Origin of the sequence: Floridaenema aerugineum BLCC-F46 (assembly GCF_041929345.1) — a bacterium.
GTDB lineage: Bacteria > Cyanobacteriota > Cyanobacteriia > Cyanobacteriales > Aerosakkonemataceae > Floridanema > Floridanema aerugineum.
Genome location: NZ_JBHFNQ010000255.1, coordinates 32855 through 47102 on the forward strand (window position 1 = coordinate 32855; position 14248 = coordinate 47102).

The 14248-nt window shown below is 39.7% G+C and carries 13 protein-coding genes; 5 read left to right on the forward strand and 8 right to left on the reverse strand.

The window, feature by feature from the left end; all coding sequences use genetic code 11:
* Nucleotides 1-36: 36 nt before the first annotated feature.
* Both ACE1CC_RS34290 and ACE1CC_RS34295 read left to right on the forward strand, forming a co-directional pair.
* Complete coding sequence (locus tag ACE1CC_RS34290; protein WP_413274911.1) at nt 37-921, forward strand: peptidoglycan-binding domain-containing protein; 885 nt, start codon at nt 37-39, stop codon at nt 919-921.
* A 102-nt stretch (nt 922-1023) separates the two neighbouring features.
* Nucleotides 1024-1944 carry a chitosanase gene (locus ACE1CC_RS34295; RefSeq protein ID WP_413274912.1) on the forward strand — a complete coding sequence of 307 codons (921 nt, stop codon included), beginning with the start codon at nt 1024-1026 and terminating at the stop codon, nt 1942-1944.
* Nucleotides 1945-2308: 364 nt separating this feature from the next.
* Here ACE1CC_RS34295 and ACE1CC_RS34300 read toward each other — a convergent pair whose 3' ends face one another.
* From ACE1CC_RS34300 to ACE1CC_RS34310, 3 genes are all read right to left on the reverse strand, one after another.
* Nucleotides 2309-3199 carry a polysaccharide lyase gene (locus ACE1CC_RS34300; protein ID WP_413274913.1) on the reverse strand — a complete coding sequence of 297 codons (891 nt, stop codon included), beginning with the start codon at nt 3197-3199 and terminating at the stop codon, nt 2309-2311.
* A 132-nt stretch (nt 3200-3331) separates the two neighbouring features.
* Nucleotides 3332-3874 (reverse strand): tetratricopeptide repeat protein, encoded by a 543-nt coding sequence (locus ACE1CC_RS34305; protein ID WP_413274914.1) that lies wholly within the window; start codon nt 3872-3874, stop codon nt 3332-3334.
* 27 nt (nt 3875-3901) lie between these two features.
* A complete protein-coding gene (locus ACE1CC_RS34310) occupies nt 3902-4177 on the reverse strand; it encodes a hypothetical protein (protein ID WP_413274915.1) in 276 nt (91 codons plus the stop codon).
* A gap of 96 nt (nt 4178-4273) precedes the next feature.
* On the opposite strand from ACE1CC_RS34310, the gene menB reads away from it, so the two are divergent.
* Both menB and ACE1CC_RS34320 read left to right on the forward strand, forming a co-directional pair.
* Nucleotides 4274-5107: a 1,4-dihydroxy-2-naphthoyl-CoA synthase gene (menB, locus tag ACE1CC_RS34315; RefSeq protein WP_413263237.1), complete on the forward strand. Its 834-nt coding sequence runs from the start codon at nt 4274-4276 to the stop codon at nt 5105-5107.
* A 244-nt stretch (nt 5108-5351) separates the two neighbouring features.
* The gene (locus tag ACE1CC_RS34320) at nt 5352-6593 is read left to right on the forward strand and encodes a M20 metallopeptidase family protein (RefSeq protein ID WP_413274916.1); all 1242 of its coding nucleotides are present in this window, start codon (nt 5352-5354) and stop codon (nt 6591-6593) included.
* 53 nt (nt 6594-6646) lie between these two features.
* On the opposite strand, the gene ACE1CC_RS34325 is transcribed toward ACE1CC_RS34320, so the two are convergent.
* Nucleotides 6647-7252, reverse strand: a complete 606-nt coding sequence (locus ACE1CC_RS34325) for a glutathione binding-like protein (RefSeq protein WP_413274951.1) — start codon at nt 7250-7252, stop codon at nt 6647-6649.
* A gap of 128 nt (nt 7253-7380) precedes the next feature.
* Here ACE1CC_RS34325 and ACE1CC_RS34330 point away from each other — a divergent pair, with 128 nt between their 5' ends.
* On the forward strand, nt 7381-9255 hold the full coding sequence (locus tag ACE1CC_RS34330; RefSeq protein WP_413274917.1) for a hypothetical protein: 1875 nt from the start codon (nt 7381-7383) through the stop codon (nt 9253-9255).
* Nucleotides 9256-9314: 59 nt separating this feature from the next.
* Here the strand turns inward: ACE1CC_RS34330 and rppB are convergent, their stop codons facing one another.
* The 4 genes from rppB to ACE1CC_RS34350 all read right to left on the reverse strand — a co-directional run bounded on the left by rppB (nt 9315) and on the right by ACE1CC_RS34350 (nt 14173).
* On the reverse strand, nt 9315-10649 hold the full coding sequence (gene rppB, locus ACE1CC_RS34335) for a two-component system sensor histidine kinase RppB (RefSeq protein WP_413274918.1): 1335 nt from the start codon (nt 10647-10649) through the stop codon (nt 9315-9317).
* Nucleotides 10650-10781: 132 nt separating this feature from the next.
* Complete coding sequence (rppA, locus tag ACE1CC_RS34340) at nt 10782-11474, reverse strand: two-component system response regulator RppA (protein ID WP_413274919.1); 693 nt, start codon at nt 11472-11474, stop codon at nt 10782-10784.
* A 139-nt stretch (nt 11475-11613) separates the two neighbouring features.
* Nucleotides 11614-13134, reverse strand: a complete 1521-nt coding sequence (locus ACE1CC_RS34345; RefSeq protein ID WP_413274920.1) for an FG-GAP repeat protein — start codon at nt 13132-13134, stop codon at nt 11614-11616.
* Between the two features lie 145 nt (nt 13135-13279).
* Nucleotides 13280-14173, reverse strand: a complete 894-nt coding sequence (locus ACE1CC_RS34350) for a helix-turn-helix domain-containing protein (RefSeq protein ID WP_413274921.1) — start codon at nt 14171-14173, stop codon at nt 13280-13282.
* Nucleotides 14174-14248: the final 75 nt, after the last annotated feature.

A 14248-nucleotide genomic window follows, 5' to 3' on the forward strand; every position in this document is an offset into this window, starting at 1 on the left:
ATTACTACTTGATACTTAACATCTCAGGAGATTTCTATGCAAGCTACAGAAGTAACACCCATTGTCGAATCTGTTTCTTTGGAAAGTTTAGCCCGGAATACTCAATTAGCTAAAGAAGTACAAACTAACTTAATTCGTTTAGGTTTACTTGACCCACCAGCAGACGGAAAATTTGGACGTTTTTCCCTGCAAGCACTCAAAGAATTCCAATCTTTGCGGCAAATATCTGAATCAGAATTAGGCCCGGAAACTATCCAAGCTTTGAAAGAAGTTAAGGAAGTAGTTCCTCTGAAATTAGGCAATGACTTACCCAGCCGCATTGTCAAATATATGCAGTCTAAAAACTACTTTGTTGCTGTTGGGGAAAAACGTTACAACATTGTCTATATAGAAGGAGCGGATGCTGATGGTACACCCAATGAAGATACTTTTAATCAATGGAATGACCGTCGAATAGTGATTGAAATAGCTTCTGGAATTCCCAAAATTGTAGGTAACTGGTTAGCAACAACTGAACCGGGACGTTACTACACTTTTAATCTAATGAATCTGAAAGGAGCAGCCAGAATTTCCTTTGGACAATACCGATCTTGGCAAGTAGGAACTCATGGAAATTCCGATCGTCATGAAGCTTTAGTTCAATGTTTGGCTGTGAAAGTGTATCGGGATGCTGACAGGAATGGGATTCGTAACGGAGATGCTATTGATGAAGGTTTATTCGGTATTAATCAACATTGGGGCTATGACTTGAGAGAAGTTGGTGCTGCTAGTGCTGGTTGTTTGGTAGGTCAATCTCGGAATAGTCACAAGGATTTTATGCGGTTGATTAAGCAAGACCGTCGCTATCAGTTAAATAACAGGTATGTGTTCTTCTCAACTATCATTCCTGGTGACGAGTTAGCTAAAACTTTAGCTGCTTAATCACCCATCTTTTGTCTGAATTTCAGAGGAAATGATGAATCAAACCCTCATCATTTCCTTTACTCAAGTTACCAACTTATCACGCAATCAAGGACGAAATTTATGTTGACCGATTTACAAAAAAAAGCAGTTCAAGCAATTGTCAATATCTTTGAAACAGGCAAAGTCTTAGGTGATTACTCCAATGTAACCTCTCATCCGCAAGATCCAGGTGGGTTAACTTATGGACGTTCCCAAACGACCCTTAATAGTGGGAATCTTCACCTGCTAATCAAAGATTATTGTAATGCTGTAAATGCCGAATTTGCTGCACAATTAACTTCTTATTTACCCAGACTGAAGAATAAAGATCGGGGGCTAAATAATGACCAAAACCTTCACAATATATTACGGCAGGCTGGTAAAGATGCTGTGATGCAAAGTGTTCAGGATACTTTTTTCGATCGCATATACTGGAACCCTAGTGTAAACTCTGCCAATGATCAAGGAATTCAAACTGCTCTCGGTGTGGCTGTGGTGTATGATAGCGTGATTCATGGTTCTTGGGCAAAGATGTGCGATCGTACTAACGAAAGGTTTGGTACAGTCGCTAATATTGGTGAACAAACTTGGATTAAACATTATATAAGTGTGCGGCGCGACTGGTTAGCAAATTCTAACAATTCTTTGTTACGAAAAACTGTTTATCGCATGGATATTTTGCAAGAGATAATTAATTCTCAAAACTGGGATTTGGCTTTGCCTTTAACTGTTCGGGGTTTAATTATTAACGATAAATCTTTGAATGAGCAGTTTTCTTTTACTCCAAGGTCGCTACGTTTGCAACAACCATTCATGCAAGGTAAAGATGTAGTCGAACTTCAAAAAGCTTTAGTTAAGGTAGGTTTCCAAATGGCGGTTGATGGTATTTTTGGCCCTGCTACAGATAAAGCTGTTAAGCAATTCCAAAAAGATAAGGATTTAATTGTAGACGGCATTGTTGGAACCCAAACTCGTGAATTATTGGGCTTAATAACACATTAGTAATATTTGTAATTAAAATTGCTATGTGAGGCTAATTCCTTAACAGTAAAAATGGGGTCATGGCTAAAATTTTATTTTAACCATGACATCATCTTTTGTCCTGCTAAATAACTGGAAAAACTCACTTCATTGTCGTGACAAAATCAGATTAATAAGATTCAGTGAGCAATTTTGTCTTAGTTTAATGGGGCGTTACATTATTACTAATTCACCCTAATGATAGAGCTAATGTAGAGACGTTGTATCCAACGCAATACTGCTCGGTTAAGCATTATTTGCCTTTGTAGGGGCGAAGCATTCGGACATAAAATCTAGGGTTTGAGTCATAAATTGTCGCCCGAATGCTTCGCCCTACAAGTTTGTGTTAGTAATTTACAGAAGTTACAGAGAAGTTGGCAAAGTCGGCATAGACATCTTTAGGAGTTGCCCAAGAAGCATCTCCGCCACCGAAAAAGGTGGAAAAAAGAATGCCTTCTATTTTCAAATCATTGGTAGTGCGAAAAGTTAATTCATCCTGCTCTAGTACTTGTTTGCCATCTAACCAAACCCGAATTCTGCCATCATTTTTTCCTGGTTGATTGAGAATTACCTCTTGTTCAATAAAGTGCCAATTTCCTGGTTTAAATTGCCAGTTACCTCTACCTAATGAAGTGCCATGATCTCTACTGGTAGGGAGATAGGCATAAACTTCGCCATCACCGTTGCGCCGCCACATATAGCGGGTAGAAAATCCGTTTGTTCCGTCAGGAATTTTGCCTCCGGTGTTAAGTTTTCCCCCGAATAATCCGGGTAATTTGCCACCTTTTACAAAGTCAAAATTATTGGAAAATCTTACGTAGTAACTTAAGCGCAAAGCATCGCGGGGTTGCATATTTAAGTGAGCGAAAAATTGAGCGCCGCCTAAAGGTGCTTCTTCTTTTCTGGAGACTGTGGGACTAGCAGATCCAGCTGGATAGCGGACTCTCAGATATTTAGTAATTTTGCTTTGGGAATTTTCCATGAGTTCGATGTTTTTTAAGCCCCAAGAAGCAGATTTTTTAACGCCCCATTCTTCCATCCAATTAGTATTGGTGAAGTTATTTGCCCAAAGAGATGCTTGGCGGTCAGAGTTTTGGTTTTGAGCGATCGATGAAGCTCTAGCAAGAACTGACTTTGTTTCGGTGGGGTTAGTGCAACTGAATAAAGTTAGAGAGAGCAAGCAAATACTTAAAAATGTTTGCTTTTTGCTGAGGAAAAAAGCGAGTTTAGGTTTCATAAATTTACTTAAAGAGTTAGATATATTTTATGAGTAATTAGGGAGTTATTGATATCTATAAAAAGAGGGAAAAGACAATGTTTGCCTTTTCCCTTTCTTGAGTAGTTTGATTGGTTTTAACTGCAAGTTAAGTTACCTAGCTAACTGAATTGCGGGGATCTGTCTTCTGAGCCGTTTAACTAAGGGTAAAATGGGCTGAAACAGTTGTTCTAAAATTGGTTTTCTTTCGATGCCTAGTGCGCGATCGTAGCTTTTAAATGCCTCTTTATAACGATTGAGACGATGTAAAGCAACTCCGCGCATTACCCAGGTTTCGGAATCTTTTGGGTTGAAAAGTAAAGCGCGATCGCAACTTGACAATGCTTCAGTATATCTTTCGAGAAAAATCAAAACTGTTCCCCGAAATGCCCAAGCTTGTTGATGCTGCGGATCTAATACTAAAACTTGTTCAAAATTTAACAATGCTGATTTGTAATCAGTAAGATTTGCCAGCGCTTCTCCTCGGCGATACCAAGATTCTGCTTGGTTGGGCATGATGGTAATTGCTTGCTCAAAACATATAAGTGCTTCTTCATAATATCCGGCACTTAGTAATAAACATCCCTGGTTGTGCAACACCTGATAAGTTTCTGTTTGATCAACACCTGTTTGGGAAATTTGGTGAGACATTAACATTGCACTACTCCTTGGGACAAGTTCTAATCACAATTTGATGATGTTTCTATTTTGAAATTTTTGGGTTGGGCTGACATCGTAAGAAATGGCAGCTTGACTGGGGTTTTTTTTCCGTACATCCTCGATCGCGATCGATGCCTGCTCTGGGTAATTGTTCGGTATTAGAATTTGCCTATTGACAAAGGGTAATTTTTGTGTATTAGGAGGTTTGGGGAAAATTTTTAAATGGGATTCCGCATCCATAGCAAATATAATACTCAGATTTTGCACTTTTGAGGCTCCCGCCTCTTTCTTTCGTTCCATTTGTTCAACCAGGGAACGAGAGAAAGGGAGGTTCTACCCCCCCGGCTGCAAGATCTGAGTAATACTTTAATTTGAGTCAATAATTTAGAATCATCTATGCAAGTTGAATGGCAAACTGTCAAAACCTACGAAGACATTCTCTATCACAAAATGGACGGGATAGCTAAAATTACGATTAATCGTCCGCATAAACGTAATGCTTTCCGTCCAAAAACTGTTTTTGAACTTTACGATGCTTTTTGTGATGCCCGTGAGGATAGAAATATTGGAGTAGTACTTTTTACAGGTGCGGGGCCGCATACTGATGGGAAATATGCGTTTTGTGCGGGTGGGGATCAAAGTGTGCGGGGAACTGCGGGTTATGTTGGAGATGATGGTGTGCCGCGATTGAATGTGTTGGATTTGCAACGTTTAATTCGATCGATGCCGAAAGTTGTGATTGCTTTGGTGGCAGGATATGCGATCGGCGGTGGTCATGTTTTACACATTATTTGCGATTTAACAATTGCTGCCGATAATGCAATTTTCGGTCAAACAGGGCCGAAAGTTGGTAGCTTTGATGGCGGTTTTGGTGCTAGTTATTTGGCTAGAATTGTGGGGCAGAAAAAAGCTAGAGAAATTTGGTTTTTGTGTCGGCAATATGATGCGAATCAAGCTTTAGAAATGGGGTTAGTTAATTGTGTTGTTCCAGTAGAAGAGTTGGAGGCGGAAGGGATTAAATGGGCACAGGAGATTTTGGAAAAAAGTCCGATCGCAATTCGTTGTTTAAAAGCTGCTTTCAATGCCGATTGTGACGGACAAGCAGGGTTACAAGAACTAGCGGGAAATGCCACTCTACTTTATTATATGACCGAAGAAGGAGCAGAAGGCAAACAGGCATTTTTGGAAAAACGTAAACCTGATTTTCGCCAATATCCTTGGCTACCATAAAGGAATTAGCTGTAGAGGCGTTTTTAGTTAGCTGTAGAGACGTTGTATACAACGTCTCTACAATGTATACAATAAATAAATCAGACTTGTAATGACAACGAGTAATCGTGTTAAGCTGTATGAAGAACTCCCAATAGTACAGGGAAGTTAGCGGTGTGAACAGAAGCCTGCTTTAACTAGGCAGCAAAAAATCTGAACAAAAATCCATATCCAAACCTAAATTTCTCCTACTAAAGTTTCAGAAATGATATCCACATTACCCAATTCTCTTAATGTAGACTTGTCTCGAATTCGCCTAGAAATTCGACAATTACAGCCTCAGCTTGTGGCATGGCGCAGAAGTATACATGAACGTCCTGAACTTGCCTTTAAGGAAAAGTTGACATCAGAATTAATCGCAAAAAAGTTAACCGAATGGGGAATTGAGCATCAAACTGGGATTGCACAAACAGGTATTGTTGCGATTATTAAAGGGGAAAAATTAAGTTCGGAAACATCCGCAAAAGCGAAAGTTTTAGCGATTCGGGCGGATATGGATGCTTTGCCAATTAAAGAAGAGAATGAGGTGAGTTATCGATCGCAACATGACGGCATTATGCACGCTTGCGGACATGATGGACACACCGCCATTGCATTAGGAACAGCTTACTTTCTTCAGCAACATCGACAAAATTTTACCGGAACAGTAAAAATTATTTTCCAACCCGCAGAAGAAGGCCCAGGTGGTGCAAAACCGATGATTGAAGCGGGAGTATTAAAAAATCCCGATGTTAATGCGATAATTGGTTTACATTTGTGGAACGTCCTACCAATGGGGACAGTAGGTGTGCGTACAGGCGCATTAATGGCAGCTACCGAAGCATTTACTTGCACAATTTTTGGCAAAGGTGGACATGGGGCAATGCCTCATCAAACAGTTGATTCGATTTTAGTTGCTGCCCAAATAGTTAATAACTTACAAAGTATTGTATCCCGCAATGTCGATCCCATTGATTCGGCAGTGGTAACAATAGGAAAATTTCATGCTGGAACGGCATTTAATGTAATTGCAGACAAAGCAGAAATAGGGGGAACAGTGCGATATTTTAATCCTGCTGTTGGCGAAATGATTCCCCAAAAATTGGAACAAATGATTGCCGGAATTTGCGAAGGTTACGGCGCAAAATATGAACTAGATTACCGCAAACAATATCCAGCAACAATTAATGATGCTGCAATTGCGGAATTAGTTAGGTCTGTAGCTGTAAATGTGGTAGAAACTCCAGCGGGAGTAGTACCAGAATGCCAAACAATGGGCGCAGAAGATATGTCTTATTTCTTGCAAGAAGTACCTGGTTGCTATTTCTTTTTAGGTTCTGCTAATCCCAGTTTAAATTTAGCTTTTCCCCATCATCACCCCCGGTTTGATTTTGATGAAACTGTCTTAGGAATGGGTGTAGAAATCTTTGTGCGTTGCGTGGAAAAGTATTTTTCAGAAGAGTATTAATTTTGAGGCGAGATCCCCGACTTCTTCAAGAAGTCGGGGATCTATTTACATAACTAACTTGGTACTTTCATTCCTTTTTGTACTGCTGGACGTTGCTGTATTGTTTCTACCCAACGTTTCAGATTTGGGTGATTATCTAAAGTTAATCCTTGAAATTCATAAATTGCTACCCAAGGATAAGTAGCAATATCAGCAATAGAGTAATCACCGCAGATAAATTCCTTGTCTGCTAATTGGGTATCTAAGACACTATAGAGACGCAAAGTTTCTTTTTCGTAGCGATCGATCGCATAAGGTATTTTTTCCGGTGCAAATTTTTTAAAATGGTTTAATTGACCAAACATTGGCCCAACACCACCCATTTGAAACATTAACCATTCCAAGACCTGAAAGCGATTTTTTTGGTCAGTTGGTAACAATTTCCCGGTTTTTTCTGCCAAGTAAATCAGAATAGCCCCTGACTCAAAAACAGTTATATCACTTTCTCGATCTACAATGGCAGGAATTTTGCTATTGGGGTTAATAGCAATAAATTCTGGTGTAAATTGTTCTCCTTTGGTAATATCAATTTTATGCACATTGTAGGGAAGACCGACTTCTTCTAACATAATAGAAGCTTTGCGACCGTTGGGAGTTGTGAAGGTGTAAAGGTCAATCATATATTTTCCTGGTGATTTGTCATTTGTCATTTGTCATTTGTCATTTGTCAGGAGTAAATATTTATTTACCAATGACCAATGACGAATAACCAATGACTAACATGGTAGTGTAGCGAAAAAGTTGGTTAATGAAAATTAAATTTATTGCAACCGTTGCTTTAGTTAGTTTAATATGTTTTGCTTGCGCTGTCGGTATTCCAGTAAACAGTAAGTTACCTGTTAAACAAGATAATTATTTAGTAGCAAATCAGGTTAATTCAGCAAAGAATGATGAAGCTGCTTTTGCCCTTCGCAGTCTTGCCATTCGCCAAAAAATCGCCGCCCTAAATTTAGATGAGTTAGATGCTTGGTGGCGGAGAGAAAAGATTGGCGATCCTCATAAATACTTGTTACCTGTAATTTTAGCGCGGTTGAGTTTGGGGGATAAGTACGATCGCCAACACAGTTGGGATATCTTGCTAAATATGGATAAAGACCAATCCGATCTTTACCATTTTCGCAGCGCTTTTGATATTCCAATTTACTTTTATTTTCGAGATAAAATGCCAGACAATGTAACAGCATCTTATCGGAGTATGCTGGAATCCCCTCGGATTAAAGAGTGGTTAGAAACTGGTACAGAAAACCACATGATGATGCAAAGACTTTCTGGTTTAGCATTAATAGATGGTAGTGGATCGACAAATAGCGATCCGGCGACTGCTGCATCTATTGAAGCTTGGTTGCGTGCAGAAATTAATAAGTTTCTAACTATTGGACAAGGGGAATTTCACTCTTCTACTTATTATGGATATAGCATTGGGGGCTTATTAAATCTTTACGACTTTGCCAAAACTCCCGAATTAAAAGAATTAGCTAAAGCTGCTTTAGATTGGTATGCTGCTAATATGGCGGTGCGCTTAAGTTGGGGAACTGCGGGAGGTGCAGAAAGTCGAGGTTTTGATCGCGGAACTTGGGATCAAAAAGAATTATCAGCTGTTGCTTGGATGTGGTGGGGAGATGATGTCAAAGTTGCCGAAAGAATGAGTAAAAATGTGGCACCATTGGCGTTACTTGCTGGTTTAAGTAGTTACCGTCCGCCAACAGAATTTAAAGCATTAGCTAGAAAAGAAATTCCTTTACCTTTTCAACTTTTAGCTAGTCATCCAGCATATTACAGCTATCATCTAGATAACCAATTTTGGGAAACTTTTTATATTACTAATGACTACAGTTTATCTACTTTGCTAATACCGGGAAAATCCTATCAAGTTAAAGGCACAATTAATGCCCAATACGCAACTTATAAATTAGTAGTGCGTGACCCAAAAGGAGAAAAAAATGCTGTGATTAGTTTAGGGGGAACTTATCATAATTCAATGGCAACTGGGCGCAGTCCGGGAGATCAATATCTGCAAAAAGATGGTACTGTAATTTATCAATTGCGATTGAATGAACAGGATAAAAATGCTGGTGTACCTAACCGATCGCATTTAGTTTTACCTGCAACTTTTGGGGAACCAAAGCGATATAAATCTTGGTATATTTGGCGAATTTACGAAGTTTGGTTGTGTGTGCGTCCTTGGGGAGAAATGAGTTTACTTTCTCCTGTATCAACAAGTCGCCGGGAAAAAGATTATCAAGCTTTGGTGGCGAAAGGCGATCGCACTGCTTGGATTACGGATATAGCTAGAGTTAGCGATTATCCTGATTTTCAGCGTTTAACTGCGGCATTGGATCAAAGTGAAATTGGCGATCGAGAATGGGAAAGTCTCGGCAAATTGACATACAATAGTTTAGCAGGAAATCGTTTAGAAATGACCTATCAACCAGATCAAGGTATTGCTCGTGCTATTATTAATGGTCAAGAACGAATATTAAAAGATTGGTCAGTTTTAGAAAGTCCTTATTTGCGCGAAGGTTTAAAGACTGGAGTTTTAGAAATGTTTTCTTCTGGTAAAACTTGGCGTTTACGTAATACTTTAACTAGCCCAAAATGGGAGTTAATCTCAAATTTAGGTTAAGATCTTCTTTCTTCTTCTTTCTTTGCGTTCTTTGCGTTCTTTGCGGTTCCAAAAAAAATTTATAAGGGTAATTTAATAGTAAAAGTGCTACCTTTGTTTGGTTCACTTTGTAGTTGTATACTACCTTTGTGGGATTGAATGATTGCTTTGGCGATCGCTAATCCTAATCCCGCTCCGCCTGTGTGACGAGAGCGATCGCTATTGATGCGGTAGAAGCGATCGAAAATTCGTTTTTGTTCAGCAGTTGGAATACCAATACCTGTATCTTGAATCTGAATTAAAGCTTGATTGTCAATACTATCTAATATAACTGTTACTTGACCCTTAGCGGGAGTGTATTGAATAGCATTAATAATTAAGTTAGAAACTAAGCGATAAAGTTGTTCTTCATTCCCCATAACATTGAGTGGATTATTGACTCGTATTTCAGCAGTTAAGCTTACCGATTTCGAGAGTGCTAAAGCGGCAAATTCCTCGACTAAATCGTTAACAATATCATTGACAAAACAATTTTTAAATTGCTTTGGTGTAACTTGTTGTTCTAAACGAGCTAATAGTAACAAATCAGCGACTAACTGAATCAATCTTCGATTTTGCCGACTAATTGTTTCGAGGATATCTTGGAATTCTTTTTCATCTAAATCAGGTAATGAATGTGCGGATTCTATTGTTGCTTGTGTTGCTGCTAAAGGTGTTCGCAACTCATGAGCAGCATCCGCTGTAAATTGTTGAATTTGCTGGTAAGATTGGTAAATTGGTTGCATTGCTAAACCAGCTAACCACCAACTAGAAACAGCTACTAAAACCAGGGTAGTGGGTAATCCCAATTTCATAATCCATTTCACATTATTCAGATAATGATTGAAATCTTTCAGACTTCTCCCGACTTGAAAGTAACCCCAATTCCGATGATCGCGAGTATGTAAAGTTATAGAAATTTGGTGATAAAAGTTGCCTTTACTATCTTTAAGGGTTTGCCATTTTTCCTTATTTAATACTAAAGGTAATCCTTCTGGATGAGCACCTGCGATCGCAATCAACTGACCTGAAATATCAAAGAAACGGATATAATAATTTCCTTGATTTATGGCGCTAAGAATGTGACGATAAGAACTGGCTTTATTTGTCATGCAGCTAGATCCTGCTAAACAAAGATTTGGTAAAAGTTCCTCAACAATTGGTTCTAAAACTCCGGGTTGATTTAACTTTAATTCAATGCTGTCATGGAGAGTTCCTGCTACAGATTCTAACTCGCGATCGATCGCTACACGATGAGCATGAGCGATCGCTTCATACACACCAAATCCAGACAAACTTAAAATTATTCCCATCACTCCAGCATAAGATAAAGCCAAGCGAGTGCGAGTTCGGTTAAACAGTTTATTTTGATTCATAATTAACTCAAGTTCCTAGTTTTAGATCCCCCATTATCCCCCTTAAAAAGGGGGACTTTCAATCCGGTTCCCCCCTGATTAAGGGGGGTTAGGGGGGATCAAACCGACAATATTTGTAACTAACAAATTGCCTTAATTAGGGTTAAAACGATACCCCATACCATGTAAAGTTTCAATCAAATCAGGACAACCACTAGCAGCTAATTTGCGCCGCAACAAACGCACTTGCGCCGCCACAACATTACTAATAGGTTCTGCACTCATTTCCCACAACTGATTACGAATTTGATCGGTACTAAGAACAAAGCTAGGATGTTTCATAAAATATTCCAACAGTTGAAACTCTTTAGTAGTTAGAGAAATCACCTGCTTTTCGCCTTTAGTATTTTGAAAACAAACAGTACGAGTGCTGTAATCTAAAGTTAAATTTCCCACTGTTAGTTTTTGGGGTTGGAGTTGAGGCGATCGCCTTTGCAGAGCCCGCAACCTTGCCAAAAGTTCTGCCATTCCGAAAGGTTTCACCAAATAATCATCAGCGCCAGCATCCAACCCAGCAACTTTATCTTGCTCATGATCTTTAGCTGTAAGCATTAAAATTGGTAGGGGGTTGTGTTGCGATCGCACTTTTTTGCACAACTCTAATCCTGAGATTCCTGGTAGTAACCAATCAAAGATAGCCAGAGTATATTGAGTGTGTTCATCTGACAAATAATTCCCCGCTTCTATCCCATTTTGCACCCAATCAACCAGATACTTTTCCTGATGCAAAACCCGCTTAATCGCTGCACCTAAATCTGGCTCATCTTCGACTAACAGAACTCTCATAAAATCAAAAACGATTTACTAATTAAAACTTCAGCGACAACTATCTTAATTCTAAGCCTCCTCTGCTAACTTTCAACGAGCAAATTGGATTATTTTATGAGAGCAAGGTGAACTGAAACTAACAGGAAACCCAGAATAATTAAGCAAATAAACCACTAGCTGAGCCATATAAAATGTTAGTTGTACCGCCAATGCTGCCGAAAGGAGCGCCGATCGCCAAATCTGCAAAACCATCGTTGTTGAAATCACCAGCCGTTACACTGCTACCAAAGCGAGCGCTAGCCTGGGCCACACCTTGAACACCAGGAGAATCTTGAGTCCAGAGTTGATTCCCCATTGGCGTTAAGCCAGTACTTGAGCCATAGAGTATATTCACTGCTCCCGCTGAATTAATTGTGCCAACATCTTCTTCAGGAACACCGATCGCCAGATCATCTCTCCCATCCCCGTTAAAGTCACCAACGGCTAAACTTGCGCCAAATTGGTCACTGTTTTCCGCCACTCCTGTAATATCAGTAATATCTTGATGCCAAATTTGGTTATTTGTAGGAGTTAAACCATCATTGGAACCATAAAGCACATTCACTGCGCCAGCATTGAAGATTGAGCCAATATCTTCTCCGGGAGCGCCGATCGCCAAATCCTCTTTACCGTCGCCATTAAAGTCACCAACGGCTAAACTTTGACCAAAAACATCTCCAGCCTCAGCAGCACCTTCAACATTTGTACTATTTTGATGCCAGATTTGGTTATTTGTTGCACTTAAACCACTATTGGAACCATAGAGTACATTTACCGCACCCGTAGCGGAAGTAGAACCGAGATCTTCTCCCGGAACACCAACTGCTAAATCATCTCTACCATCACCATTAAAATCACCCGATGCCAAACTATTACCAAAAGTATCTCCTGCTTCCGCAGCACCTTCAATATTGGAACTATTTTGATGCCAGATTTCGTCAGCTGTGTCAGTTAAGCCACTAGCGGAGCCATAGAGTACATTGACTGCGCCAGCATTGAAAATCGAACCGATTTCTTCTAAGGGAACACCGATCGCCAAATCATCTCTACCATCCCCATTGAAATCTCCGGTTGTCAGGCTAGAACCAAATTGATCGTTCGCTTCCGCAGCACCTTCAACATTTGAACTATTTTGAGTCCAGATGTCGTCAGCTGTGTCAGTTAAGCCAGTAGTCGAGCCATAGAGCACATTTACTGCGCCAGCATTGGAGTTAGAGCCAACACTTTCTCCGGGAACACCGATCGCTAAATCGTCTCTACCATCGCCATTAAAGTCACCCGATGCTAAACTTTGACCAAAGCCGTCTCCTGTCTCAGGGACACCTTCAATATTTGGAGTTTCTTGAGTCCAAATTTGATTACCCGATCCAGTTAAACTGGTAGCCGAGCCATACAGAGCATTTACTGCACCAGCATTGACGATCGAGTTAGAGTTAGAGTCAACATCTTCTCCGGGAACACCGATCGCTAAATCATCTCTACCATCACCATTAAAGTCACCTGAACTTAAACTTCGACCAAAGCTGTCTCCTGCTTCAGCAACACCTTCAATACTAGGAGAGTCTTGAGTCCAAATTTGGTCATCAAGTGGGATGATCAAGTCGTCGAGTGCAAAACTTGTTTCTACGATGTCCATCATATATTCTCCAAAAACCGTCAAAAATTTGCAGTTTTATGACTTACGCAACTTTTGCTAAAGCGTAAAAAATTGAAAAAGATGCCTTAATAGTGGCAAGCCATCAACCAGAAATCTTGCTTGTTTTTGCTGTTTTTACACGAACTTGCTAGGAATTGAGAAAAGTTCCCGGTGTGACACCAGTTAACCGTTTAAAGTGGCGGTGAAGATGACTTTGATGGTTAAAACCACAGGCGATCGCAGTTTCAGCAATACTCAACTTACCGCGTTTTAATAGTTGTTTAGCTCGTTCTACTCGCTGTTGAATCACATATTGATGTGGACTTAAACCAGTAGATTGTTTGAACAATCGGCAAAAATGATAGCGACTGATGTTGAGATGATTTGCGATCGCATCCAAAGAAATATCCTGTGTTAAATGAGCGTCGATATAATCAATTACTTTTCTTAGCTGCTGTTTTGGTAAACCCCCAGCATACTCTCGAACTAAAGCCTTTTGAATTGAGTAATTTTGCAAAAGATGAACAGCCAAAAACGTCGCAGCCGATTCAACATAAAGACGGCTATCTGAATCATTAGTTCTCAGCTGTTCCTGAAGTTTCAATCCCATTTGATAAATTAAAGCATCTTGCGTAATCAAATGAAGTGACATTTCATATTGATCGGTATCCAATAACTCTACAGCATGACTGCTTAGTAATTCATCCTCTAAACTAAGCATCAAAATGTTAGCATCTCTATTCCAACGAATTATTTGAGGAGTGTCAATTGGACAAAGCCCAACAGCACCCGTAAACATTAAACCTTTTTCGAGATGCCGATCCACAATTCTTTCTATCTGAAAAGTCTGACCAAGATTAATAGTGATAGCAAACTGTTTAAGAGAATATTCAGAAGTTTCCCCTGGTGGTAGGTAGTGCTGTTCTAAACTAATCCCACTCCACATTTTCCCGCTGCTAGAAAGCTTGGGTGGTTTGATGAAAAGTTGTGGCAAGGCATTTTCGCTGTTTATACCAATATCTGGTAATTTTTTGCCTGACATCCTTTACCTCCTACCAGTAATCGATTTTGTTATTTTAGCTAATTGGTAGAAACAGCACATTAATCTTATGACTTA